The organism is Williamsoniiplasma luminosum (genome assembly GCF_002803985.1).
In the GTDB taxonomy this organism is placed as follows: Bacteria; Bacillota_I; Bacilli_A; order Mycoplasmatales; family Mycoplasmataceae; genus Williamsoniiplasma; species Williamsoniiplasma luminosum.
Window position 1 is genome coordinate 815,716 of sequence record NZ_CP024963.1, and the last position, 24,643, is coordinate 840,358.

28 protein-coding genes, 1 tRNA gene and 1 other RNA gene are annotated in these 24,643 nt (G+C 30.1%); 2 read left to right on the forward strand and 28 right to left on the reverse strand.

Annotation, left to right across the window (positions count from 1 at the left end; genetic code table 4):
- Positions 1–5 precede the first annotated feature (5 nt).
- The 21 genes from nadE to ELUMI_RS03630 form a co-directional block, all read right to left on the reverse strand.
- Positions 6–740, reverse strand: a complete 735-nt coding sequence (gene nadE / locus ELUMI_RS03530; protein ID WP_025734597.1) for an NAD(+) synthase — start codon at positions 738–740, stop codon at positions 6–8.
- Position 741: 1 nt separating this feature from the next.
- Positions 742–2,040, reverse strand: a complete 1,299-nt coding sequence (gene obgE, locus ELUMI_RS03535; protein WP_025734596.1) for a GTPase ObgE — start codon at positions 2,038–2,040, stop codon at positions 742–744.
- Positions 2,040–3,560: an APC family permease gene (locus tag ELUMI_RS03540; protein WP_025734595.1), complete on the reverse strand. Its 1,521-nt coding sequence runs from the start codon at positions 3,558–3,560 to the stop codon at positions 2,040–2,042. The genes obgE and ELUMI_RS03540 overlap by 1 nt, the downstream gene beginning before the upstream one ends.
- Positions 3,550–3,867, reverse strand: coding sequence for a hypothetical protein (locus tag ELUMI_RS03545; protein WP_025734594.1), 318 nt, complete (start codon positions 3,865–3,867; stop codon positions 3,550–3,552). The genes ELUMI_RS03540 and ELUMI_RS03545 overlap by 11 nt, the downstream gene beginning before the upstream one ends.
- Positions 3,854–4,624 (reverse strand): DUF3196 family protein, encoded by a 771-nt coding sequence (locus ELUMI_RS03550; RefSeq protein WP_084040367.1) that lies wholly within the window; start codon positions 4,622–4,624, stop codon positions 3,854–3,856. The genes ELUMI_RS03545 and ELUMI_RS03550 overlap by 14 nt, the downstream gene beginning before the upstream one ends.
- 25 nt (positions 4,625–4,649) lie before the next feature.
- Positions 4,650–4,726: transfer RNA gene (locus tag ELUMI_RS03555), tRNA-Arg, on the reverse strand.
- 76 nt (positions 4,727–4,802) lie between these two features.
- Positions 4,803–6,122: a methylenetetrahydrofolate--tRNA-(uracil(54)-C(5))-methyltransferase (FADH(2)-oxidizing) TrmFO gene (gene trmFO, locus ELUMI_RS03560; protein ID WP_025734592.1), complete on the reverse strand. Its 1,320-nt coding sequence runs from the start codon at positions 6,120–6,122 to the stop codon at positions 4,803–4,805.
- Positions 6,122–7,978, reverse strand: a complete 1,857-nt coding sequence (locus tag ELUMI_RS03565) for an ABC transporter ATP-binding protein (protein ID WP_025734591.1) — start codon at positions 7,976–7,978, stop codon at positions 6,122–6,124. Before ELUMI_RS03565 ends, trmFO begins: the two co-directional genes overlap by 1 nt.
- 12 nt (positions 7,979–7,990) lie before the next feature.
- Positions 7,991–9,880, reverse strand: coding sequence for an ABC transporter ATP-binding protein (locus ELUMI_RS03570; RefSeq protein WP_025734590.1), 1,890 nt, complete (start codon positions 9,878–9,880; stop codon positions 7,991–7,993).
- A gap of 107 nt (positions 9,881–9,987) precedes the next feature.
- Entirely contained in the window at positions 9,988–10,755 is a 768-nt protein-coding gene (locus ELUMI_RS03575; RefSeq protein WP_025734589.1) for a DNA-processing protein DprA, read from the reverse strand.
- On the reverse strand, positions 10,755–11,057 hold the full coding sequence (locus ELUMI_RS03580; RefSeq protein ID WP_025734588.1) for a single stranded DNA-binding domain-containing protein: 303 nt from the start codon (positions 11,055–11,057) through the stop codon (positions 10,755–10,757). The genes ELUMI_RS03575 and ELUMI_RS03580 overlap by 1 nt, the downstream gene beginning before the upstream one ends.
- A 76-nt stretch (positions 11,058–11,133) precedes the next feature.
- The gene (locus ELUMI_RS03585) at positions 11,134–11,751 is read right to left on the reverse strand and encodes a ribonuclease HII (protein WP_100618547.1); all 618 of its coding nucleotides are present in this window, start codon (positions 11,749–11,751) and stop codon (positions 11,134–11,136) included.
- A complete protein-coding gene (ylqF, locus tag ELUMI_RS03590) occupies positions 11,732–12,655 on the reverse strand; it encodes a ribosome biogenesis GTPase YlqF (RefSeq protein WP_025734587.1) in 924 nt (307 codons plus the stop codon). The genes ELUMI_RS03585 and ylqF overlap by 20 nt, the downstream gene beginning before the upstream one ends.
- A 94-nt stretch (positions 12,656–12,749) precedes the next feature.
- On the reverse strand, positions 12,750–13,070 hold the full coding sequence (locus ELUMI_RS03595) for a lipoprotein (protein ID WP_025734586.1): 321 nt from the start codon (positions 13,068–13,070) through the stop codon (positions 12,750–12,752).
- A gap of 151 nt (positions 13,071–13,221) precedes the next feature.
- Positions 13,222–13,518: a hypothetical protein gene (locus ELUMI_RS03600; RefSeq protein ID WP_025734585.1), complete on the reverse strand. Its 297-nt coding sequence runs from the start codon at positions 13,516–13,518 to the stop codon at positions 13,222–13,224.
- A 174-nt stretch (positions 13,519–13,692) separates the two neighbouring features.
- The gene (locus ELUMI_RS03605; protein ID WP_025734584.1) at positions 13,693–13,977 is read right to left on the reverse strand and encodes a lipoprotein; all 285 of its coding nucleotides are present in this window, start codon (positions 13,975–13,977) and stop codon (positions 13,693–13,695) included.
- Between the two features lie 120 nt (positions 13,978–14,097).
- Positions 14,098–14,499, reverse strand: a complete 402-nt coding sequence (gene rplS, locus ELUMI_RS03610; protein WP_025734583.1) for a 50S ribosomal protein L19 — start codon at positions 14,497–14,499, stop codon at positions 14,098–14,100.
- A complete protein-coding gene (trmD, locus tag ELUMI_RS03615; protein WP_025734582.1) occupies positions 14,471–15,223 on the reverse strand; it encodes a tRNA (guanosine(37)-N1)-methyltransferase TrmD in 753 nt (250 codons plus the stop codon). The genes rplS and trmD overlap by 29 nt, the downstream gene beginning before the upstream one ends.
- Complete coding sequence (locus tag ELUMI_RS03620) at positions 15,223–15,714, reverse strand: ribosome maturation factor RimM (RefSeq protein WP_025734581.1); 492 nt, start codon at positions 15,712–15,714, stop codon at positions 15,223–15,225. The genes trmD and ELUMI_RS03620 overlap by 1 nt, the downstream gene beginning before the upstream one ends.
- Before the next feature lie 9 nt (positions 15,715–15,723).
- Positions 15,724–16,038 carry a 30S ribosomal protein S16 gene (gene rpsP / locus ELUMI_RS03625; protein ID WP_025734580.1) on the reverse strand — a complete coding sequence of 105 codons (315 nt, stop codon included), beginning with the start codon at positions 16,036–16,038 and terminating at the stop codon, positions 15,724–15,726.
- 145 nt (positions 16,039–16,183) lie between these two features.
- A complete protein-coding gene (locus tag ELUMI_RS03630) occupies positions 16,184–16,651 on the reverse strand; it encodes a 23S rRNA (pseudouridine(1915)-N(3))-methyltransferase RlmH (RefSeq protein ID WP_025734579.1) in 468 nt (155 codons plus the stop codon).
- Between the two features lie 88 nt (positions 16,652–16,739).
- On the opposite strand from ELUMI_RS03630, the gene ELUMI_RS03635 reads away from it, so the two are divergent.
- Positions 16,740–17,270, forward strand: a complete 531-nt coding sequence (locus tag ELUMI_RS03635; RefSeq protein ID WP_025734578.1) for a phosphoribosyltransferase — start codon at positions 16,740–16,742, stop codon at positions 17,268–17,270.
- A gap of 205 nt (positions 17,271–17,475) precedes the next feature.
- Here ELUMI_RS03635 and ELUMI_RS03640 read toward each other — a convergent pair whose 3' ends face one another.
- Complete coding sequence (locus tag ELUMI_RS03640) at positions 17,476–18,078, reverse strand: hypothetical protein (RefSeq protein ID WP_025734577.1); 603 nt, start codon at positions 18,076–18,078, stop codon at positions 17,476–17,478.
- A 373-nt stretch (positions 18,079–18,451) separates the two neighbouring features.
- On the opposite strand from ELUMI_RS03640, the gene ELUMI_RS03645 reads away from it, so the two are divergent.
- Positions 18,452–19,024 (forward strand): hypothetical protein, encoded by a 573-nt coding sequence (locus ELUMI_RS03645; protein ID WP_025734576.1) that lies wholly within the window; start codon positions 18,452–18,454, stop codon positions 19,022–19,024.
- Positions 19,025–19,076: 52 nt separating this feature from the next.
- Here ELUMI_RS03645 and ffh read toward each other — a convergent pair whose 3' ends face one another.
- From ffh to ELUMI_RS03675, 6 genes are all read right to left on the reverse strand, one after another.
- A complete protein-coding gene (ffh, locus tag ELUMI_RS03650) occupies positions 19,077–20,435 on the reverse strand; it encodes a signal recognition particle protein (RefSeq protein ID WP_025734575.1) in 1,359 nt (452 codons plus the stop codon).
- A gap of 62 nt (positions 20,436–20,497) precedes the next feature.
- Positions 20,498–22,009, reverse strand: a complete 1,512-nt coding sequence (gene rny, locus ELUMI_RS03655; RefSeq protein WP_025734574.1) for a ribonuclease Y — start codon at positions 22,007–22,009, stop codon at positions 20,498–20,500.
- 125 nt (positions 22,010–22,134) lie between these two features.
- A complete protein-coding gene (gene recA / locus ELUMI_RS03660) occupies positions 22,135–23,178 on the reverse strand; it encodes a recombinase RecA (RefSeq protein WP_025734573.1) in 1,044 nt (347 codons plus the stop codon).
- Between the two features lie 18 nt (positions 23,179–23,196).
- Positions 23,197–23,676, reverse strand: coding sequence for a CinA family protein (locus ELUMI_RS03665; protein ID WP_025734572.1), 480 nt, complete (start codon positions 23,674–23,676; stop codon positions 23,197–23,199).
- Positions 23,677–23,703: 27 nt separating this feature from the next.
- Positions 23,704–24,037, reverse strand: an RNA gene (gene rnpB, locus ELUMI_RS03670) — RNase P RNA component class B.
- Positions 24,038–24,280: 243 nt separating this feature from the next.
- Positions 24,281–24,637, reverse strand: coding sequence for a DivIVA domain-containing protein (locus ELUMI_RS03675; protein WP_025734570.1), 357 nt, complete (start codon positions 24,635–24,637; stop codon positions 24,281–24,283).
- Between the last annotated feature and the right edge of the window lie 6 nt (positions 24,638–24,643).

Consider the following 24,643-nt stretch of genomic DNA (forward strand, 5'->3'; position numbering starts at 1 on the left):
TAGTTCTAATCTCTTAAAAATTCTTTTGGTTTTGCAGCTAAATTACGTTTATGTTCACTAATTGCATGTAAATGTTGAAGGCGTTGTTCAACATTTACATCTTTGTTTTTTCCGATTAAATAATCATCAATCACATCATAACTCAACCCAATTTCATCTTCATCAGTTTGATTGGTTCATAATCCAGCAGTGGGAGCACGGTCGATGATCACTTCAGGGACATTCAACAGTTTAGCAGCTTGTCTGACTTCACGTTTTAGTAAATGAATTAATGGTACAAGATCAACTCCTCCATCACCATACTTCGTAAAATAACCAATATGTCATTCATCTCAATTATCAGTTCCTAGAACTAAATATTTTTTTGATTGACCCAAAGCATATAAAGTTGACATTCTTAATCGGGCTTTAGTGTTTGCTAAAGCAAGTGGGGCAAGTTCAACATTGGTTTTAGTCATTGTTTTTTCGATTTGCTTGAATGTTTCAAGCAAATCAACAGTCACACAATTTAAATCATTTGCTTGAACAATTGCTTCTTGGCATGTTCAATCTTCTTGACTTGAAGCAATTGGCATCCAAACGGTTAAATAATTATTGGGAAAAGCTTTTTTGGCCAAATTGGCCACAACTGCCGAATCAATACCCCCACTTAATCCAACAATAACTCCATCAGCATGTGCGGCTTTGACACTTTGTTGAATTCATTCAACAAGATCATCTAAATATTTTGCTAATTTCATCTTAGTCCAATCATTCTAATTCATAATCAAAGACTTTAACAATATCACCTTTTTTGGCACCACGATTTCTTAGTTGCTCATAAATTCCAAGCTTTTTCATTTTTTCATTAAACAATAGTAAGTTATCATGAGTGGTGATTGGGGTTTTTTGAAACACTCTAAAAACAGAATCACCAGAAACTTCTCATCGACCATTCCCTTTATTCATAATTTGAATATCAACAACTGGTTCATCAAGGGTATAAAGTTTGAAATCTGGATTTTGAGTTTCACCTAATTCTCATAACGGAATCATTTTAGCAGTTTTCAATTCTTCGGCAATCATATTTAATAATTGACTCGTGTTTTGTCTTTTTAAACCTGAAACTTGAACAAGTTTTTTATCTTTAAAGTAAGCTAAAATATCTTCATCCAACATATTAATTTGGGCTTCATCTTGATCCATTTTGTTCGCCACAATAATTTCAGGACGTTTATCAAGATTTAAATTGTAATCTAATAATTCTTTGCGAATTAATTCATAATTTTTAATAATGTTTTCTTGACCATAATTTCCAGTTCAATCAATCACATGACAAATTACACGACAACGTTCAATATGTTTTAAAAATTCATGACCAAGTCCTTTTCCTAAACTTGCTCCTTCAATTAAACCAGGTAAATCAGCGACAATAAATGTTTCACCACTTTGGGCTTTTGCCACACCAAGTTGAGGATTTAAAGTGGTGAAAGCGTAATCAGCAACTTCAGGTTTAGAATTAGAAATTGCTCTTAGCAAAGTTGATTTACCAGCATTTGGTAAACCAACAAAACCAACATCAGCCAAAACTTTTAATTCTGCTCTAACTTCAAATTCTTGACCAAGTTCACCTGCTTCAAAAATGGTTGGAGCTTTGTTTCTAGAATTGGCAAAACGCGCATTTCCTTTGCCACCTTTGCCACCTTTTGCAACAATCACTGTTTTATCATGTTCATCAATATCAACTAACATCGCTCCAGTTTTAGCATCAAAAAGAACAGTTCCAGTCGGAACTTTAATAACTCTATCTTTTCCAGCAGCTCCATGCATATTTTTAATATCGCCTTTTTCACCATCTTCAGCTTTATAAATTTTTTGGACTTTTAAATCTAATAATGATTGTTTTCCGCTGTCACCAATAAAAATGATGTCTCCACCATTTCCACCATCTCCACCATTCGGACCACCTTCAGCGACATAAAGTTCATGACGAAAACTGACGGCTCCATCTCCACCTTTACCAGCTTTAATCATAAACTTAGCATTATCAATAAATTTCATTACACTACCTCTTTAAGTTTTCTTTTCTTAATTATACTTTCTTTTTGTTCATACTCATTTTTTGCTTTGATTATTTTTTCCAGATTGATTGGTTTTTTCCATAATAAAATTTCATTAATTGTTCAAATAATGACAATTAAACCAATCACAATCCCAGCCATAATTGGTTTAATCATTTCACTTGAGGAAAAATAATCATAAAATTGAAAACCAATAATAAAAACAAGCATTAAGGTTGAAATGATGGATGAAACTCAAAAAACACCATTTTTTATCTTATCAACTTCGACTTTTTGAGTTTTCCGATTGATCATTGCTAAAACCACTAAAAGGGTGTAAATCGTAAAACTAATCACAGCCCCAAAGTTTGACATTTGATCAAGCATATATCCAGGTTTTTTACCTGATGAAATTGAAATTGGAATTCAAATAAATAAATAGATTAATCCAAGCAATGACTGAAACATTCCTGAATGTGCACGTTTGATAAATTTGGAATTCGATCAAAGAATTCCGGTTTGTGAATCAGTATAAATGTTATTCGTTCCAGTTAGATTATAAGAATTAACTCCTAAAAATGAGACTGAAACTAAAATTAAATTAGATAATAAAATAGCAACACTTTTGGTTGTTGGATCAACTGTTTCAACGTTTTTAAAACCAGAAAATAAATATTCAAAAAAACTGACAACACTTCCATTTTTTGAACCTAAAAATAAAGCAAGGGCAATTAAAACATAAAATGCTCCAGTGAATATCACACCAAATAAAATTCCTTTGGCAACAACATCCTTGTTTTCGGTTTCTGATTGCATATTAGCAGCATAAATAAAACCATTAAAAGCAAATAAAATCGGGGCAAAACCAGACAAAACTTTCACTCCATCAATATTTTCAAAACTCGTTGACCATGAATTACCAGTCCCAGGATCTTGATTGGTTCCTAAAAGTACACCTCAAGTTTTGTCTGGAACAATAAAGGCAATAAAGACTAGAAATAAAGGAATAAATTTGAAAAAAGTCCCAAAAATTTGAATATGTTTACCAATATTTCTTGCATATGCATTAATCGCACCCAATCCAAGAATAAAAATTGCTGGGGCTGTTAAATATAAAATAAAACTTTGATTTTGAGTCAATGTCACGTGAGCAGCATCCATTAAATATTGAATGATTAAAGTGGAAAAGAAAGCATAGTTCATTGGTAAATAAACAAAGGTGAAAAAAATGCTAACCGCACTTGCAACACGACGATTTAAAAACTTGTTGACTCAATTGGCAAGTGTTCCATGACCATCTTTTTTTGTTGAACTAGCAATTTCTAAAAAAACAATAATTGTGAACAACAAAACAACAGCCATGATTGCTCATAAAATAATTGCTAAAATTGGGTTTTGAACATTTCCTAAAACATGACCATTAATATTGTCGTTTTTAACATAAATTCCAGCTCCAACCATTGTTCCGACAACAGCTGTAAAAATGGTTAAAAACTCAAAGAGTTTTTTCTTATTCTTCATTTTTATCCTTTTCTATTTCAAAGCAATTCATGCATAAAAATGTTGGAATCATTTGATTAGCATTTTGTTCATCAAATGCTTGTCATTGTTCTAAGGGTTTTGCAATGAGTTTATCAACTTCTTGATCTGTTAAATTTTTACTTTGATTTTTAATTAAATTTCCGATAATTGGTGGGTGATTCTGATAAACATATTCGATTTCATCACTTTCGCATAACGAACAACCAATCCCAAATGCTTGGATCATTATATCTTTAAAATCATGAAATTTCTCATAATTATGAGCCTTAAAATTAATTTTGTTCATTGGTTCCTCCTAAAATTATTTCGACCATTGCTTGGTCGAAATTGATCATTGTTTTTAATTCTGGATAGTTTAATTCTAATCCTAAAAATTCATGAGCTTGTTTGATCATTGCAGCTGCTAGATTGTTTGCAGCAATTTGGTTGGGAGCTGGAAAATTAATCAACATGAAGATTAAAGCTGATGAACATGCGATTTGACTAATGCTTGGATTTTCATTACCAATCGCATTTTCAATCATCAATACAACTTGATCAAAGTTTTGATTGAATTGATTAATTTGTAATTCCATCGGATTAAGAGTGTAAAAACCATTAGTTTTTTGCATCTTAACTGATTGATTAATTTGTTGGGCATTAAGAATAAATAAAATCAAGGTTTTATTTTCATCAGGCATTATTGCATTCATTAAATAGTGTTCAATTTCTGTTAAAATCGGACGCACATTAATATGTTCTAAGGCTTTGATTGCTAAAGCTTGACTTGCTAAATCTTGTTCATCATTTAACATCTTAATTAATTCTTTGACATCATATTGTTTTTGATTGCGAGTTTGTTCGCTCATCATTTCAGAAGTTATTTCTTGTTTTAAATTGATTAAATATTGCTCAAATTCGTGGGGCACATAAGGCATTTGTAATTCTTGTTCAATCAATTTTAAAGCTGCAGAAAAATCTTTTTGTTGTTTCAATAATTCTAATTCTTGTTTTAATTCTTCATAAAACATTGTTACAAATTCCTTTCTAAAAAAAATAATCATGCCATAAGCATGATTGGTTTTTAATTGGTGCCCACGAGAAGGCTCGAACTTCCGACCTCACGCTTAGAAGGCGCGTGCTCTATCCAACTGAGCTACATGGGCAAATAAATTTACATATAAGTTATACCATATTTAAACGGTGAATTTAAATGTAAATTGAAATTAAATTTGATAAAAACTAGATTTTATTCAGATATTTTTGAAGATCTTCAATTGCTCGTTCGTGTAAGAGTGTTTTTTTCAAAACCTTATTTTCTCTTTTGTTGAGATCAGGAATATCATCAACAATCCCTCAATTGGCTTTCATTGGCTGAAAATCAGTGTTTGAGGCATTATTAATATAATGAATCAAAGCCCCGGTGACTGTTGTTGATGGTGGGGTTAAAAGTTCTAATCCCTTTAATCAACGATCTAAGTTAATTGCGCTAATAATTCCAGTCACACTTGATTCAACATAACCTTCAACGCCCGTGATTTGACCTGCAAAAAAGATGTTGGGATTAGTTTTTAATTGTAGACCTAGATTTAATAATTTAGGCGAATTAATGAAGTTGTTTTTATGCATCACTCCATACCTGACAAATTCAGCATTTTCCAATCCTGGAATTAATTGAAAAATACGTTTTTGCTCTGGTCATTTTAAGTTGGTTTGAAAACCAACAAGATTATACAAACTGTCTTTGGCATCATCTTGTCTTAATTGGACAACGGCATAATTATTTGCCCCATCTAAATTTCTTAAACCTTTAGGTTTCATTGGACCAAATAAAAGTGTTTGTTCACCACGTTTTGCCATCGCTTCAACTGGCATACAACCTTCAAAATATTTTAATTCAGCTTCTCCTGCTAAATGACTGATTGCCACTTCTCCGTGAATTAATTCTTGATAAAATTTAGTATATTCATCTTTGTTCATTGGACAATTTAAATAGTCTGAGGTTTCACCTTTTTCGTAACGATTTTTACGAAAAACTTTATTCATATCAATTGATTCTTTTTTAACAATTGGGGCCACGGCATCAAAAAAATAAAAATCATCAGTTCCAAGTAATGTTTGAATTTTGGTTTGAAAATCTGGAGTGGTTAATGGACCTGTGGCAATAATTGTCGGAATTGAAGCATCAAAATCAACAACTTCTTTTTCAACAACTTCAATGCTGGGATTGTTTTTAATTTTAGTTGTGATGTAATCTGAAAATTTAACACGATCAACTGCCAGACTAGCACCAGCTGGAACTTGAGCAAATTCAGCAGCTTCAATCACCAAAGAACCAAGCAATCGCATTTCTGCTTTTAAAGTTCCCACAGCGTTAGTAATTTCATTACTGCGCAAAGAATTTGAACAAACTAATTCAGCAAAAGTTTTCGAAACTTGAACTGGATTTGGTTTGACGTTTTTTGATTCAAAAAGCGTCACAAAATAGCCTTTTTGAGCAAGATAGTGACTAATTTCGCATCCCGCTAATCCAGCCCCAATCACTTGGACTTTTGTTTTCATTAAATTGTTCCTGCTTCATACAGGTTTTTAAAGTGTCCAGGTTTGTTAATTAATTCTTCAAATGTTCCGACTTGAACAATTCCTTTATTCATTCCTAAGACAATAATTTGATCAACATTTTTAATGGTTGATAAACGGTGAGCAATCGTGATTGAAGTTTTTCCAACGACTAATTTATCAAGTTGATCTTGAATTTCTTTTTCCACAATGTTATCTAACGCTGATGTTGCTTCATCTAAAATCACTAAATCAGGATCTCTTAAAAAGACTCTGGCAATAATTAAACGTTGTTTTTGACCCCCACTTAATAAGAATCCTCTTTGTCCAATTAAGGTTTCATAACCTTCAGGCAACGACATAATAAAATCATGAAGATCAGCTTTTTTAGCAGCTTCCATTACTTGTTCTTTGGTGTCACTAAAACGACCATATTTAATATTGTCAATAAAGTTTCCATAAAAGATTTGTGGGTCTTGTTCGACATAACCAATATTGTCTAAATATGATGGTAAATTCACATCTTTTAAATCGTGTTTATTGTTGATAATAATTTGACCATTTTTTGGATCATAATATCTTAATAGTAATCTTCCAATTGTTGATTTACCACTTCCAGTTTCACCAACAAAAGCATATGATTTACCTTTTTCGAATTTGAAACTCAAATTCGGAATAATCACTTTATCAATTTTTTTAGGGTAAGCAAAATCAATATTTTTAAATTCGATTGAACTAATTTTATTAATTTTTGGACCTTCGGGATTTGGTTGGATAAAGGGAATTGGCTTAGTTAATTCGTTAATTCGATGTGACGCATTTGAAGCACGAGTCGCTGCACGCAATGATGGAACTAACATATAAATTGCCATCGCCATTGATGAAGCCATTGGTAATCCTGTTGTTAGTTCAAACATTAAACTAGGTCCATCATGTCCGCCTTTAATTACTCCGACAATTACAACAATTGTAATTAAAGTGGTTAAGAAAGAAATTGTGACAGTTAATCAAAGTGTTAAAATTGTTGATAATAAAACTCCTCGATCTCCTTTACGACTATATTCTTGGTTTTTTTGATATAGACGATCAATTTCGTAGTTTTCTGTTCCTGTTGATTTGATTAATGTAATGTTGTTAATTCGGTCTGTGATATCAGCATCGACTTCACGTTTAAAGTCAAATTGTCTAATTAATGCACGACGGAAATAAACGAAAATAAAGACAGCAATCACTAACACGAAGACAACATAACCAATTGTAACTCCCCCAACAAGATATAAATTTTGTGAAAATAAGATTATAGTTGCAGCGATAAACGCCACCAAACAATAAATCAAGTTACTTAAAAATTGTTGAATTCCTTGTGAAAGGTTTTGAGTATCAGCAACAAATCTTGTTAAAATATTTCCTGAAACATGATCAAAATAAAAGTCTACATCTTGTTTAACTAAGGCTTGAACAATTTTGATACGTTCATTGATTTCGATTTTAAGTGAGAATAAACCAATTGTATAGTCAGTTATATATTCTGAAATTAATAAAATCACGAACATAAAAACCGCAACTCAGATTCAACTAGTTCAAACCATGTCCATCCCTAGAAAGCTAGTGAATTCAGGGCCTAAAGGTCTACCATTAGCAGTTAATAATGTAACGGCTTTTGATGAAATCAAAGGCATGGTAGTGGCGATCACAGCATTTAATGATGTTGTTAAAACCATTGAAATAAAAAGTAATGGGTTCTTTTTTGCAGTTTCTCAAATAATGGCAGCAAAAGCACCCATTTTTTGTCATGAAAAAGCAAATTCACTTTCGAATTTCATTGGATTTGGTAATTTCTTTTTTTGTTTTTCTTTCATGTGAACCCCTTTCTATTTTTGGTTAATTAATTTTCCAGCTTCATAAAGCCTTTTAAATCTTCCATCAACTTTTTTCAATTCATTATATGTTCCTTGTTGAACAATTCCTTTTCCTGGTTCTAAAACCAGGATTTTATCAACTCTTTTAATTGTTGATAAACGGTGAGCAATTGTGAAAGATGTACGACCTTCCATTAATTTATCTAACTCAGCTTGAATTTCTTTTTCGACAATATTGTCTAAAGCTGATGTTGCTTCATCTAAAATTAAGATCTCTGGATTTTTTAAGAAAATTCGAGCAATCACTAATCTTTGTTTTTGACCTCCAGAAAGCATGAATCCTCTTTCCCCTAAAATGGTGTCATATCCACCTGGTCAAGTCATTACTAAATTGTGTAAATTTGCTTTTTTAGCAGCTGCAATGATTTGTTCATTGGTTGCATCAAATTTACCATATTTAATATTTTCATAAACATTTCCTAAAAGGATGGCTGGTTCTTGTTCGACATAACCAACATGTTCTAAGTAAGTTGATAAATTAGCTTTTTTCAAATCAGTTTTACCATTAATCAAAACAGCACCTTCACTTGGATCGTAAAATCTTAATAATAATTTAGCAATTGAAGATTTACCACTTCCAGTTTCACCAACAAAGGCATATGATTTACCTTTTTCAAAAGTAAAATTGAATTTTGGTAAGATGACTTTGTTTGGTTTTTCAGGATATCTAAATTCAAGATCTTTAAAAACAATATCACCATTTACATGTTTAATATCGATTCCGGCCTTGTCCTTATAATGGTTATTAAATAGGACTGGAGTTGTTAAAATTGCATGCAAACGCTTTGAAGCAGTTGAGACTTGAACTAAACCAATAATTACTCGAATCATTTGCATAATTGGACCAATTAGAATCCCAACAGAAATAATAAATGTTGGAATTAATGAAATCAGAACTTCTGGTGTTGATTCGTAAATTAAACCAGCAGCCAATGTGACCATGACTTGAACTGATGAAACACCAACAAATAAACATGCGATAAATAGTGATAAAAAGTAGTTCATTTTTTTGAATTCTGCATAATATGTTTTATGAGTTTCAACAACTCTTTTTGATTCATATTTTTCTGTTCCCATTGCTTTAACTAATTTCACAGCATTAACTCGATCAATAACATCCCCGTTAAGTGATGTCACTTCTTTACGAATAACTTGCATTCTTTTTCTTAATGGTGGGAAACTTAAACCCATGGCAATAAGCATTACTACAAACATTCCTAGAGCAACTAGAGTTAATTTTCAATCAATAATTGACATCATAATCAATGAAACGAAGAAAGTTAAGATTGAAGTGATGGCTGTAATAATGATGATTGCTACTTGTTCACCAATAATTTGGGTATCAGAAACAATTTTAGTTAAAATTTCTCCAATTTTTTTATCAGAATAGTAAGACATATCTTCTTCAATTAATTTTTCAATAGTTTGATTTCTTAAATCAATCTCTAATTGTTTTCCTAACATTCCTGAAATGAATTGAGCAATAAATCCCATCACTACATTGACAAGAATCGTTCCCAGGTCTAAACCAACTAAAGCTTGCCAAGTCATTCCTCATTTACCAACAACTGATTCTGGTTTACCCCTTGCAATTTCTCCAGCCACTTCCATTAACTCTTTAGTAATCAAAGGTGTTACAGCAACAGCTAATGCTGAAATAATCACAGTGATTAAAACAATTAATGATTGCAACTTGTATTTCATTGAAAAACGAAACATCATTTTAAAAAACGATCCTTCTTTTTCTCTTAACTCGTCTTCAATTTCAGCATTAATTTGTGCTTGCGATTTTTGAGACTCGAAAATGCTCACATCATCTAAATTTTGTTCTTTTTTGATCATTATTTCACCTCGTTTATCATATTGCTTAATTTTATCATTTTAATAATCTAAAAAAAAGAGGAATATTGTAAAGAAAAAACGCAAATTGCGTTTTTTGATTTTTGGGGTTAAATTTCGTTTAAAACATCTCTTCCATCTTCAATAATTTTAGCGCCTTGTTTGATTAAATTATTGTTTCCTTTAAACTTTGATTTGATCGGTTCAGGGACGACGAAGATGTCTTTACCTTCATTCAAAGCATACTCGCTCATATGATAATTTTTGTTGAATGTTGAGATTTGAATATAAACCAAAACTTTCATTAATCCAACTTTTAAACGTGAAGCATATTCACTTGTTAGATTGTCTAATTGCTCATTTTCATAGCTTTCAGAAAGAATTAATAGGTCAGCATTTTTCTCTAATTCTGTCACTAATTCTTGATGCGAATCAATAAAATTTTTAATCCCTTCTTCAGCCACAATAATAATTTTGGCTTTATTTTCTAAGACAATTTTAATGATTTCGCTTTCAATTCCAACGGAACTTCCAGTTAAAATTGTTCTTTTTTCATTGGTTAAATCTTTAATGATTTCTCTGGCGTTTTTAAAACCATATTCGTCAAATTTTTCATCTCCACTCACACCAATGATTTGATAGTAATTTTGTAGCAACGATAAATTACCGTGTGTATAAAGTAGAAATGGTGGTTTATAACTATGTTTCAAATTGCTTGGATATAGCGTGTTGATAATTGTTAAATAGTTACAATCAATTCTGTCTTCAACTTCTTCTAATTCAACATTAGGAATTTTTTCTTTTCTCTCTAATGCTTCATAAATTTTTTCTCAATTTCCTTTGTATTTTAATGAGAAATATAATAAAACTTTATCCATTATTCTAAGTAAAGGATTTTGAATGCAATCACTTCATTGACTGGAGTTTTAAACTCTTCATTGCCAAATGATTGAATTCTTCCTTCGATTCCTACATATGCTTGATCATGAAGATTATCCTCATCTTCAATTTTTGTTGATCAGCATTTAACATTGATCAAGTCATCGATGACTTCATCATTTTTTTTAAATGGTCTAGGCACTCTTAAAACAAATTTATATAATTTGCGAGCTCCATCTTGTGAAGTATAAGCAATTTGTGCATCCCCTTCAATTTGACCAATAATGTTTACGTTATTCATAATTTTTCTTACTCCTTAGGTTGTACCCAATATAGATTAGGAATAAAATAAAAAAAATAACCAAAAAATGGTTAATTTATAAATATTTTTTCACTGGAGCATAACTTTTTCGGTGTTCTGGACTAATTCCATGAACTTTTAATCGTTCTTGGTGGTCAACAGTTACATACCCTTTGTTTTGTGCTCAATCGTATCCTGGATGTTTTTGATCCAAATCTTTCATAATTTCATCACGTGTAACTTTAGCCAAAATGGAAGCAGCAGCAATTGATTGACTTAAATTATCACCCTTAATTAATTGCAAAGAATTAATTTTTGGGTCATTAAGTTTTTCACCATCAATTAAACTTATTTCTGGGCTGATTGATAATTTTTTAATTGAATTAATCATTCCGACAATACTTGCTTGTTTAGGATTTAAAACATCAACAACACTTGCAGGAATAATTTCAATTGCATAACTCAAAGCAATCTTTTTGATTTCATCAAAAAGTAATTTTCGTTGATTTTGGTTAATTAGTTTGGAATCTTTGATTTCAACATTTTCATAATCCAAAGGAAGAATCACACTTGCCACCACAATCGGTCCAGCCATCGCCCCTCTTCCTGCTTCATCACTTCCAGAAATGATTTGCACTTGATGTTGTTGACGGATGTTATGATCGAATAAAATTCTATTTTTCAACTTTAACATGTTCACTTTTGGCTGGACCATTAATTAAAAATTCAATGTCTTCTGGAGTTTCTAATGAAATCGCAAATTTACCATTAGCAATATCTGCTAAAAATGAAGACATTGCACGCTCAATATCTCATAGGTCATTTCTTAATAATCATTTTTTAGATTTTGCAATATGTTCAAAAATTAAATAAACTTTTTCAAATGAGATTGGAGCTTTTAAATTTGATTTGATTTTGTAATAATCTAAAACCATCTCAAAATGAGTATCAAAAATTTCTTTCATCAAAATTCCAGCAATTCTTTCTAAGGGGAAAACTCCCTCTTTAATTGAATTGATTGCACACAAATGACTAGCAATAACTTCATTGAATAGACGTGAAGGCAAAACACCAGCCGTGTCCATTAAAGTGATATTTTTACTTAATTGTAAAGTTTGAATTCCACGAGTTACCCCTGGTTTATTCCCAACTTTCACAGATTTATCACGAATAATTTTATTGATAAATGTTGATTTACCAACGTTTGGAATCCCGATCACCAAAACATTTATCAATGAAGTAACTAAGCCTTTTGTTTTGTCTTTTGCTTGTTTTTCAGCAGTTGCCTCATTAATCAAAGCAACTAAATTTTCAACAACATGTTTATTTTTGTAATCTAAAACATGCGAAAGACGACCTTCTTTTTTGAAAAAATTAATTCATTGTTTGGTGATTTTTTTGTCCGCCACATCAGCTTTAGAAATGACATATAAAACAGGTTTTTTTTCTAATAATTTTCTAAATGTTAAGTTTTGTGAAGAAAATGGTGCGCGAGCATCAACCACTTCAATTACTAAATCAACAACTGGAATTTTGGCTTCAATATCTTTCAAAGCTTTATTCATATGTCCGGGAAATCAATTAAATTCTGCGCTCATAAACTCCTTTTTAAAATATCTTTAATTATATCAACCTTTTCAAAATGAACATAATAAAAAAATAAGAACTTTGATAACTAAATTTGAAAACTAATTATATTTGAGGTCTATTAGCAACATCCTGAATTGATGGCGTTTCAATTATTGCTATCAAAAGTTTTAAAGATAAATGAATTGCATCAATTTGTTCATCTGTCATTTGATTTGTTTCAATCATAATTTCTGTCAACGTCACCACTTGTTGTAAACTTTGTATTTCTTCTTTTGGGTTAGTTGCATTATCTGCAATTATTTTCTTCGCTTTTTGAATTGTTGCCTTTAAACCATCCAATTTAGAGTTGGTACATGCAACAACCGTTGAAGCCCCAATCCCCATTATTCCAATGCTACCAAAAATGATTAATAGTTTTTTCATATTTTTAGATCCTTCTTCCAATACATTTGTATATTCATATTATATTTTTATATTTTTAACATTATTGGAATCAGGATTAGTTTTTAAAAAACTTCATGATGCCGCAATGACAAAAATGAATAGATTAAAAATTTAGAACTTTTAAAATATTTTAATCTTGGTGGTGTTGGAATAATTCAATTGTCAATTTTAATCCTAATTTAATCACTTCAACGTGTTCTTTAGATAAATCTCCAGCATCAACTAACATTTGTGATAATTCAATCATTTCTCTTAATGCTTGGATATCTGCAAGCGATTTACTTTTACTATTTTTAAGTATTTTTTGAGCAGCTTTGATCTCTGCTTTTAGACCATCTAATTTTGTTGGTTGATCACATGAAACAACCATCGAAGTTGTCGCTCCCATAATCCCAATACTTGTCAAAATCATTAATAATTTTTTCATTGTCTTACCTTCTCATAATACTTGTATATCCATATTATATTTTCAATTTTTATTTTCGTTAAAAATTATACCTTATTTCTCAAAAAACAAGGATTATTTTTCAATAATCCCAATTATGAACAATATATAAGCTTTTAAGCTTCAATTCAAAAATAACATTGATGACACTTTAACCTACATCCCTTCAATTAAATCAATGGCAAGTTTTAAGGATAATCCAATTTTATCCATTTGATCATCGGTCATTTCATCTGTTTGAATTAAAATTTCAGTCATATTTACGACTTGTTTTAATTGGTCAACCCCTTGTTTGTTGGGGTGATTGGAAATGAGTTTTTTAGCTTTGCTAATTTCATTTTTTAAACGTTCAATTTTAGTTGGTTGATGACATCCAACAACCGTTGCCCCAGTCACCCCCACTAATCCGATACTGCCTATGATTGTTAATCATTTCTTCATATTATTATTCTCCTTTTTTGTATCTATAATAGATTAGAAAAAAAGTTGAAAAAATGACCAAAAAAGACAAAAAACACCATTAAATTGGTGTTTTTTGTTTAAATTAATCTGATTAATCAATTATTTTTTGGTTTTTTCAACTTTTTTGTCTGAAGTAGGTAAGATTTCTTTAATACGTGCAGCTTTTCCAGATAATTTACGGATGTAGTAAATTCTTGAACGACGAACACGTCCTTTTTTGATAATTGTTACTTTATCAATAATTGGTGAGTGTAATGGGAATGTACGTTCCACAAAAACACCATTACTCATTTTACGAACAACAACAGAAAAGGTAATTCCTGATCCTTGAGTTTTAATTACAAGTCCTTCAAATGATTGAATACGGAATTTTTCCCCTTCTTTAATTTTTACATCAACACAAATTGTGTCTCCTGAGTTAAAGTCTGGTAGGTCTGTTCTTAATTGGTTATTAATCACATCGTACTTTGATTTAGTTACTTTTGTTTGTTTTGTACTCATAACTTTCTCCTTTCTTTAATTTGTTTAGTATTGCTTTTTGATTTTTATTTAATTTCGATTCATTGATTAAATCTGGTCTTTTATTTCAAGTATTAATGACTTGTTGTTCATCCCTAAATTTTTGAATATTCGCATGATGACCACTTAGCAGGACATCAGGAACTTTACTTCCACGAAAATCAACTGGTTTTGTGTAAACTGGATAATCCAGTAAATCATTTTCAAAACTATCGTTTGCAAATGATTCTTTTTTAATCACATCAGGAATTGAACGCGTCATGCTATCAAGGATAACTAACGCTGGAATTTCTCCCCCTGTTAAAACATAATCTCCAATTGAAATTTCTTGATCAACATATTCAAGCACTCTTTCATCATATCCTTCATAATGTCCACAAATAATAATTATATGGTCATGGTCTTGGACAGACTGTTTTGCTAGATTTTGATTTCAAGTTTTCCCTTGCGGAGTTGTTAAGATGATTCAAGAATTTTTGGTTTTAATTGCTTCAATTGATTTGACAATTGGTTCAACCATTAAAACCATCCCTTTACCTCCGCCAAATTGATATTCATCAACTTGATTTTGTTTTAAAGTTGTATAGTCTCTTAAATCGATAATTTCCACTTCTAAAAGATTACGTTCTAAAGCTTTTTTGATGATTGATTCTTCAATATAAGCTTGGATTGTTTTGGGAAACAATGTAATAATTGAAAATTTCATTACATCAATCCTCTAATGTTTTTTAACTGAATTGTTTTAGTTTCATCATTTTTAACCACTAAATATTCATCAACCATCGGTACTCAAAAATCATGATTTTGAACTCGAATTTTAATTAGATATTGAACTGAATTATTCATTCAATCAATCACAATTCCTTCTCCAAGTTCAGTTTCAATTTTATATTCAGTTCAATGTGGAATTAAGCTGAAAGCTTGAATTTCAATTGGGGCATATAAAATTTGATTTCTGAATTTTTGCACATCATTAATATTTTCAAAATCAATAAAAGATATTAATAAAGTATTATTTTTTACTTCCAAGGTTTTAATTTGTAATGGAATAAATACTTTGGAATTTGTTTGATAAAAGCATAATTTAAAATTAGATAAATCATTAATATCTAGATTTGAATCAAGCAAAACTTTCACAGTTCCCTTGATTCCAACAGTGTTAACAATTTCACCAATTCGCATTAACTTTTCTTGCATAATTCCTCTTTATTTTTTAGCAGCAACTGCTTTTGTTGGCTTGTTTTCTTTATTTGTTTTAGCAGTTGCTAATTTTTCTTCATGATAAGCCTTCATGATTCCTTGTTTGCTAAATAAATCACGAACAGTATCTGTTGGTTGAGCTCCATTATTTAATCATTTTAAAACTAAATCATTATTAATTTTAATTTCATCTTTTAATGGATCAAATGTTCCAACTAATTCGATATATTGTCCATTACGATTAACACGAGCATCAGCTGCTACAATTCTGTAGAACGGCGCACGTTTTTTACCGATTCTTTTTAATCTTAATTTAACCATTAGTATCCTCCCTTTCTTCTTGTAAATAAATACTTTTTAAGTATACATAAAAAAAATGTGGGTGTAAAGTCTTTTTACTTAACTCACATAATTATTTTTATTGTCGAAAGCATCGAATCAAATGTTTTACTTTAGATTTAAGTCTTTATTTATGATATTTTTCATTATTAATAATCTTGAAACTGCGAAAAATTTGTTCTAATAAAATAATTCTAAAAAGTTGATGGGGTAATGTAATTTGTCCAAAACTAATTTTATTTTGATATTTATTTTTAAATTCTGGACTAAATCCGTCACTTGGTCCAATCACAAAAGTTAAATTCCCACCTTGAAAATCCTTATTATTTTCAATCATTTTAGCTAATTGTTCGCTTGTGATTTGTGCCCCATTAATATCAGCTAAAATGATTGTTGAATTTTTAAAATTAGCTAATTTATCAGTAATTTTCTTTTCATTTTTAACCATCGCTGATTTTAAGTCACTGTTAATTTCTTCTTGTAATTCAACAATATTTAGTTTGGTGTAATGGACAATTTTATCTTGGTAATCTTTAGCTAAATGCAAAGCATTTTTGCTATCAATTTTGCCAAAACAGATTATATTAATATTCATAAAAACCTCTTTTAAAATTATAAGCATTTTTTTTCACCTTTGAAAAATATAGTTTACAATTACCTAGTAAAGTGAGGAAAACAAACAAATGATGAAATTTAGACACAACTTAAAAATTTTATTAACCAAGGAAGAAATTCAAGCAAGAATTACCAAATTAGCTGATGAATTAAACACAAAATACAAAGACAAAGAATTAACTTTAATTGTGATTATGAATGGGGGAGTATTTTTTTATGCAGACCTATTAAAACAATTAGATATGAGAATTCGAGTTGATGCAATTTGTGCTGCAAGTTATGTTGGACAACAATCAACAAGACAAATTACTTTTTATAAAAAAGTCAACAAACCAATCATTACTGATCATGATGTGGTTGTGATTGAAGATATAATTGATACAGGTTTAACATTGAATGCAATTTATGAAGAACTTTTAGCTTTAAAACCAAAAAGTCTGAGTTTAATTACTTTATTAGATAAAGATGGAACTCATCCTGATTTTAAATATCCATACCAAGCTTTATTTGAAGTGCCAAATAAATTTATTGTTGGTTATGGTTTAGAATTTGATGATAATTATCGTCAACTTGACCAAATCTACACAGTTGAAGATTAATTAAATTTTATAATTCAAACTTTGAGTCCTTTGGGACTCTTTTTTTAGTTAAACGCTCATTTAACAAACAATTTAAAAACACATTTCAAGAATTTACAAATTCTTAAAATGTGTTCAAAATATTATGTTTAAATTAGATAATGCAAACAGATTTACACACTTTTAAAGTGGCGCTTTATGGTAATGCATTCTAGTTAAATAGCTATTAAATTGTAATTTTTAATCCAGGTGGTAATGGTCAATCACTAGTGCAATTATTAATATCTTTTTTTAAATTTTCCATATAGTGTTCTGGAATAACTGCTTGTAAAGTTTTAATGTTTCTCACGCTTTGATCATACATTTCAAAAATTAAAAATTTAAAATGTGAAACATCATTTCTTAGTCTACGGACTGAATCAAATTGATTTCCACTAATCATTTTTAAATCAGGTTTTTGTTCTTGTATTTGTTTAAAATTTTTAAAATATAGTTGTTGAATATCGCCTAATGTGACTGATTTATATAAAAAGAAATCAACATTTTTAATATTACAATTCATTAAAATTGCACGAATTCATTCTTCATAAAAACAAACGTAACGATACAAGATGTATTTAAGTCTTAAATCATATTGGATTGCTGCAGCAACTTCAATATATTTATTACTTTGAATATGTTCAGCTACATAAAAGTGAATTTCCTCACCTTTTAGCTGTTTATATTCTTCATACATCGCACGTTCCTTATCATTGTTAAAAACAAATTCAGTTATTTTTGCATGCGTTTGGTATTGTGGTTTTTTACTTAATTTATCTAAAAGTTTCATAGTCTATTTTCCTTTCTAAGCAAAGTATAAACTTTTTTAAAATTTAAGATTTGATTTGTATTATTAATTGAAAACTTTTTGTAGATGGATAAAAAATGAACTATAAACTTTATGAATTAAATTCGGAAGTGCAACACCTTATAGGATAATAATCCTATAAGGTGTTGCACTTGTTATTTCGATTTTTAATTACTTTTATTTTTAAAATTAGAAATAAATTATGTTTGATTTTTTTGTTTTTAATATTCTCTAATTCGCTTTTTTATATCCTAAATTTTTTTATTATGTGTTCTTGGGTAATGACAAAAAAATGTTGTTGTAAAATATAAATGTCTTATCAGACTGTTTATTACAAAACAAGAAATGAGTAAAAATGGAAAAAAAGAAAAAAGTGTTTTTTCTCTCAGGATTGAGTGAATGTGGGAAATCTCAAGCCGGGGAATGAGCCACCAAAAATGGAATTTTTAGACTAAAAATCATTTATTTTGAAAAGATGATTGCCCAAATAGAAGGTATCCCTGTTTCAAATAAAAATGAAATGAACAATGCCATCAAATCTATGTATTCTAACGAAGTTGAAATGTGTTCGAAATTTCGAGATCAAATTTTTGATTTTATGCTAATCAATAAATGTGAAGCAATTTCATTAGAGTCTTTATATCGTGCAAATTTAGCAAAATCTTTTTTAAATGATTTTAGATTTGATACTGAAATTATTTATATTGATGCAGAAATCGAAAAAAGAGCAGAAAGAGAATTTGAAAAAATCTATCAAACAGACCCAAGCATCACATTAGAAACTGTAATTGAACAAACAAAAAATAAAGATATTTTTAAAATCTCAAAAGGGGTTTTAGAAGTTGAGCCAATAGCCACAAAAATTGTGGACAACAATCGCTCTTTAGATGAATTTCAAAAAGCGATTTTAAAAATTTTTAATTCATAAATTAAAAATGTGCAAAAAAAATGATAGTTCTAAAAAACTATCATTTTTTGTCTTAAAAGGAACCAAATCCTTTACCACCACGACCTGGAAAATTTGGCATTTTTCCAGATTTCATCATTTTGGTCATTTCCATCACTTGTTTTTTACCTTTTTCAAAGCTATTAACAAGTTCATTAAATTCTTTTTCATTTCTTCCAGAACCTTTAATGATTCGGCTTTTTCTAGTTAAACCTTTTAATAAACGTGGATCACGTCGTTCTTTTAAAGTCATTGAATCCATTAAAATTGAGAAAACAACAAGTTTACGTTGAGCATCATTAATTTGGTCTTCGTTGACTTTGTTTTGACCACCCAACATTTTTAAAATTCCACCAAGATTATCCATTTTAGCAACTTGGACTAATTGATTACGTAAATCTTCCATGTCATATTGTCCCATGAACATTCTTTTCATCGTTTTTTGAATTGAACGTTCATCAATATTTTCGATTGCTTTTTCATAAAGTGTTTCAATATCACCCATTCCCAACAAACGATCAGCCATACGTTTTGGATAAAATGGAGCTAGTGCCTTAATGCCTTCACCTTCTCCAATAAATTTAATTGGCAGTTTTGTCATATGACTAATTGATAAAGTTGCTCCTCCACGAGCATCTCCATCTAATTTAGTCACGATCACTCCTGTTAATTTTAATAAGCGATTAAATTCGTTGGTCACATTAATAATTTCTTGACCAATCATTCCATCAACAACAAGTAAAATTTCACTCGGATTTGTTTGTTTACGTAATTCATTTAATTCATTCATTAAATCTTTATCGATTTGTAAACGTCCAGCTGTATCTAAAATTACAACATCATGATTGTTTTGATTAGCATATTCAATGGCTTGTTTGGCAGTTTTAATTGGGTCTTGTTTACCTTTTTCAAAAACAGGAATATTTGATTGATGACCTAATTCAACTAATTGGTCAATCGCCCCTGGTCGATAAATATCTAATCCAACTAGCAGTGGATTTTTAGAATTCTTCTTGCGAACTAAGTTCGCAAGTTTATTAGCAGTTGTAGTTTTCCCTGAACCTTGTAAACCAACCATCATAATCACAGTTGGTTTTTTACCTAAATCTAAAGGAGCTAATTCCTTACCTAAAATTTCAATTAATTCATCATGAACTAATTTAACCATTTGCTGATGAGCTTTTACCCCTTCTTGGATATAACCTCCTTCAGCTTTTGTTTTAATTCGCGAAATCAATTCTTTTACAACATCAACACTCACATCGGCTTCTAATAAAGCTAAACGAATTTCTTTTAATGTCTCAGCAATATTTTCATTTGTTAAAGTTGATTTTTGAATATTTTTTTCAATAGAACGCTTCATGCGTTTAGATAAAAAATCACCAAATCCCATACAATCTCCTTTATTTCTAAACTTTATTATACCAAATAAAAACTAAGCCTTAAAAGCTTAGTTTACTTAATGATTTTAATTTCTCTTGTTTCTCGAATAATTGTAATCGTAATTTCTCCAGGAATTGTCACATTGTTCATAATTTGTTCACGAATTTCTTCAATCAAATTCGCCATATCATTATCCCCAACTATATTCGGGTCAACAATTACCCGAATTTGTCTTCCAGATTGTAAAGCATAAACTTTATCAACTCCAGTGAGTTTGGTGATCACTTTTTCTAATGTACTCATACGTTTGAAAAATTCATCAACTGAATTATTTCTCGCCCCAGGTCTAGCAGCACTCATTGAATCAGCAATTGAAACAATTGCTGAAATCAATGAAGTTTTAGGTACTTCTTCATGGTGCGCTGCAATTGCATTAATCACAACTTCGTTTTCACCATAAAGTGTTGCCTTTTCAATTCCTAATGTGGTGTGGTTACCTTCAATTTCAAAATCCACAGCTTTTCCTATATCGTGAAGGAGTCCACCCCTAATAGCATCTTTAATATTTAGTCCTAATTCCGCAGCAATTGAACCAGATAATTTAGCAACTTCAATACAATGAATTAAAACATTTTGCCCGTAACTTGTACGGTATTTTAATCTTCCAATTAATTTTACTAATTCAATATCCATGTCCAAAATACCAAGTTCTTGAACTGTTTTTTGTCCTGTTTCTAAAATTATTTCATCTAATTCTTCTTTTTGTTTCAAAAGTTCTTGTTCAATTCTTGATGGTTGAATTCTTCCATCAAGAATTAATTTTTCCAAAGTTTTGGTCGCAATTTCTCTTCTAATCGGGTTGAATGAAGAAATGGTCACAACTTCGGGAGTTTCATCAATGATGATATCAACGCCACCAAATTGTTCAAATGCCTTAATGTTTCTTCCATCTTTTCCAATGATACGACCTTTGATCTCATCATTTGGTAATCTAATTAGATTTGTTGTTTTTTCATTGACAACATTTGTGACAAATTTTTCCATTGCCTCAACTAAAATGTTTGCACCAACATCTTTTGCTTTGTTATATGCTTCTAATTTAGCATTTTTTAAGAAAGTGTTAATTTCTAATTTACTTCTTTGTTTAACTTGTTCGATCAAATATTGTTTGGCTTCTTCTTTAGAGTATCCAGAGATCGCTTCTAAAGAAGTGATCACTTCAGAAATTTTAAAATCATATTCTTGACTTCTTTTTTCTAAAGCGATTTCATATCCATCTAATCTCGCTTGTCTGATTTTTAAAATTTCTTGGTCCTTATCTAAAACATCTTCTTTTAATAAGATGCGATTTTTGATCAATTCCATTTCATGAATTTTAACTTCTCTTTCTCTTTGAAAAGAAATTTTCATTTCACTAATATCGCGATAAGCATTCGAAATAATATTTTTTCGTTCTTGTTTTGCTTCTTTTTTTATATTTTCAAGAGTTTTCTTTCGGCTTTTAGAGATGTAGATTCAAAGGATTAAACCAATGGCTACAATCAAAAAAAACGAAAGTAAACCGATTATAATTTTTTCAGTCATTATATTTTCTTTTCTATTTGAAAAGTGTGGAGCATACTTTCGTATGCCTATTTATAATGATATAAGGAAAAAGGTTTACTTTCTTATCTTTTAAGCATAAAATTTTATTTTACAACTAAAACCGTTTAATCTTGAATTTTAATTTTGGCTAAAATTTGCTCTTCGATTGCTTTGGCCGTTTCTGGATTTTGTTTTAACCATTGTTCAACAGCTGCTTTACCTTGACCAATTTTTTGGTCATTATACGAGTATCAAACTCCTGATTTTTTCAAAATATCATAAGTTGCTGCCAATTCAATCACTTCAACCATGCGATCAATTCCTTGATTGTAATTGATCGTAATTAATGTGGTTTTAAAAGGTGGGGCGACCTTATTTTTAACCACTTTGACTTTGACTTTGTTGGCAATAATTTCACCATTTTCATTGATTGATTCACCTTTTCTGACTTCCAATCGCACAGAAGAATAAAAACGTAACGCCCTACCTCCTGTTGTCACTTCTGGATTACCAAATGTGATTCCAACTTTTTCTCGTAATTGGTTGATAAAAATCACAATCGTGTTTGTTTTGGAAATGATTCCATTTAATTTTCTCAACGCTTTTGACATCAATCTTGCTTGTAATCCAATTGATTGGTCACCCATGTCACCTTCCATTTCAGCTTTTGGTGTCAACGCTGCCACTGAATCTAAAACAATCACACTAATCGCATTTGAGCGGACTAACATTTCTAAAATATCCAAAGCTTGTTCACCATTGTCTGGTTGACTGACTAAAAGATTGTTAATATCGACTCCTAAATTTTTAGCATATTTCGGATCAAGTGAATGCTCTGTGTCAATAAATGCTGCATTCCCATTTAATTTTTGCGCTTCAACAATTGCATGTAAGGCAATTGTTGTTTTTCCTGATGATTCAGGACCATAAATTTCAATAATTCTGCCTTTTGGGTATCCCCCAATTCCAATTGCATGATCAATTAAAAAACTTCCACTTGAAATCGCTTCAACTTTCAGATTTTCATCATCGTCTCCGAGTTTCATAATTGTTCCATGTCCAAATTGCTTTTCAATTTCTTTCAAAACATCTTTTAAAATTTCGTCTTCTCAAACGTTTTTTAAATTCGATGCCATCTTTGTTTCTCCTTGATTTTTTATTAATTCCATAATTCCCTCCATATAAGATTAGGAATTTTTTTCAATTTTGTTCAATATTTCTTCAAAACCAATCAAAATAGCGTTAGTTTTGAACTCAATTCTACTCATTTCGGGTTCAACGACCTTTAAACAGGTCAAAGACCCCAAATATCAAACACAAATATAACCAACCCCGACTTGTTCTTGATTATTGCTTGTGGGTCCGGCATTACCTGTAAAACTAATCCCGACATGGGCTTTAGTTTTTTTGATTAATTTGACCACCATTTCTTCAGCCACTTCTTGACTGACAACACCATATTTTTTAATAAGTCCTTTTTTGACTTTTAATTGTTGGATTTTAAATTCATTTGAATAAGAAATCATTCCACCATAAAAGATTTCACTAGCACCTGGTACATTGGTCAGTTCATTGGCGAACATGCCCCCTGTAAAAGATTCAACACTAGCTAACTTTAGCTTTTGATCTTTTAAAATTTCTATAATTTTTTGAACTATTTTTTCCATAAACAACCTATTAAAAAATACGAGATTTTGCATAACCCACGTTCTGTTCAGTTTCCTGTGTCAATCATCTATCTATCTTTCGATCCTAACTTCAATTCAATTCTTGTTGTTAAGTTCCTCTACCAAAATTTGAGTTTCTTGCTTGTGGGGTTTACCGCGTTCCATTTCCAGGTTTCCCTTTACTCGTCTCTGTGGCACCTCAAACCATTCCATAGTTTCCCTTAGGTTAGTTTTGCCGTCATCATAAATAATGCCTAAACTTATTTTTTCGTTTAGCACAAACACTACAATCATCGCAGATTGTGCAAGCGTGGAGTTTCCTCTATATCTTTTTTCAGATACAGCGATTGACTATCAAAATCTCTTATTAATTGTATACTTTTTTAATTAAAAATCCCATCTTTTTAAGATGGGATTCAAGAAAATATTTTTATTAATTGCATTTTCCAAAGAAGGAAAATTTTTAAAATAAGATATATTTATTTATAAATTTATAAAATAAATATACTCGAAATATGAGAACAATAAACTTCGAGGAAAGGAAACCCTAACCTCAATAATAGTATTGATTATTTTTTCTATTTTTGCAAGTGGTTTTTGGAAATTATTTAGAATTATCTTCAAAATAACTCAATAATCGCTTCATTGAATCTTCTAAACTTGATAAACGTGTAAAAATATCAGCATTTGAAAGATTTTCTTTGATTTGTTTGTTGTGTGAAGCCAAAAAAACTTCACTGCGTTCTTTCAGATTGACGTTTTCATTTTTCAGATTTTTTAAGTTGTTTTGAGTTTGAGTTAATTCATTGGTTAAGTGTTCAATTTCAGACTTAAAAGCAATATAGTCTTGTTGAACATCATCGATAAAAACATTCACTTCTTCGATCTTATAACCTTGTAATTCAATCGAAAATTCATGTGTTTGTAATTCTTCAATTGTAAAATTTTTTATTTTTTGCATAATTTC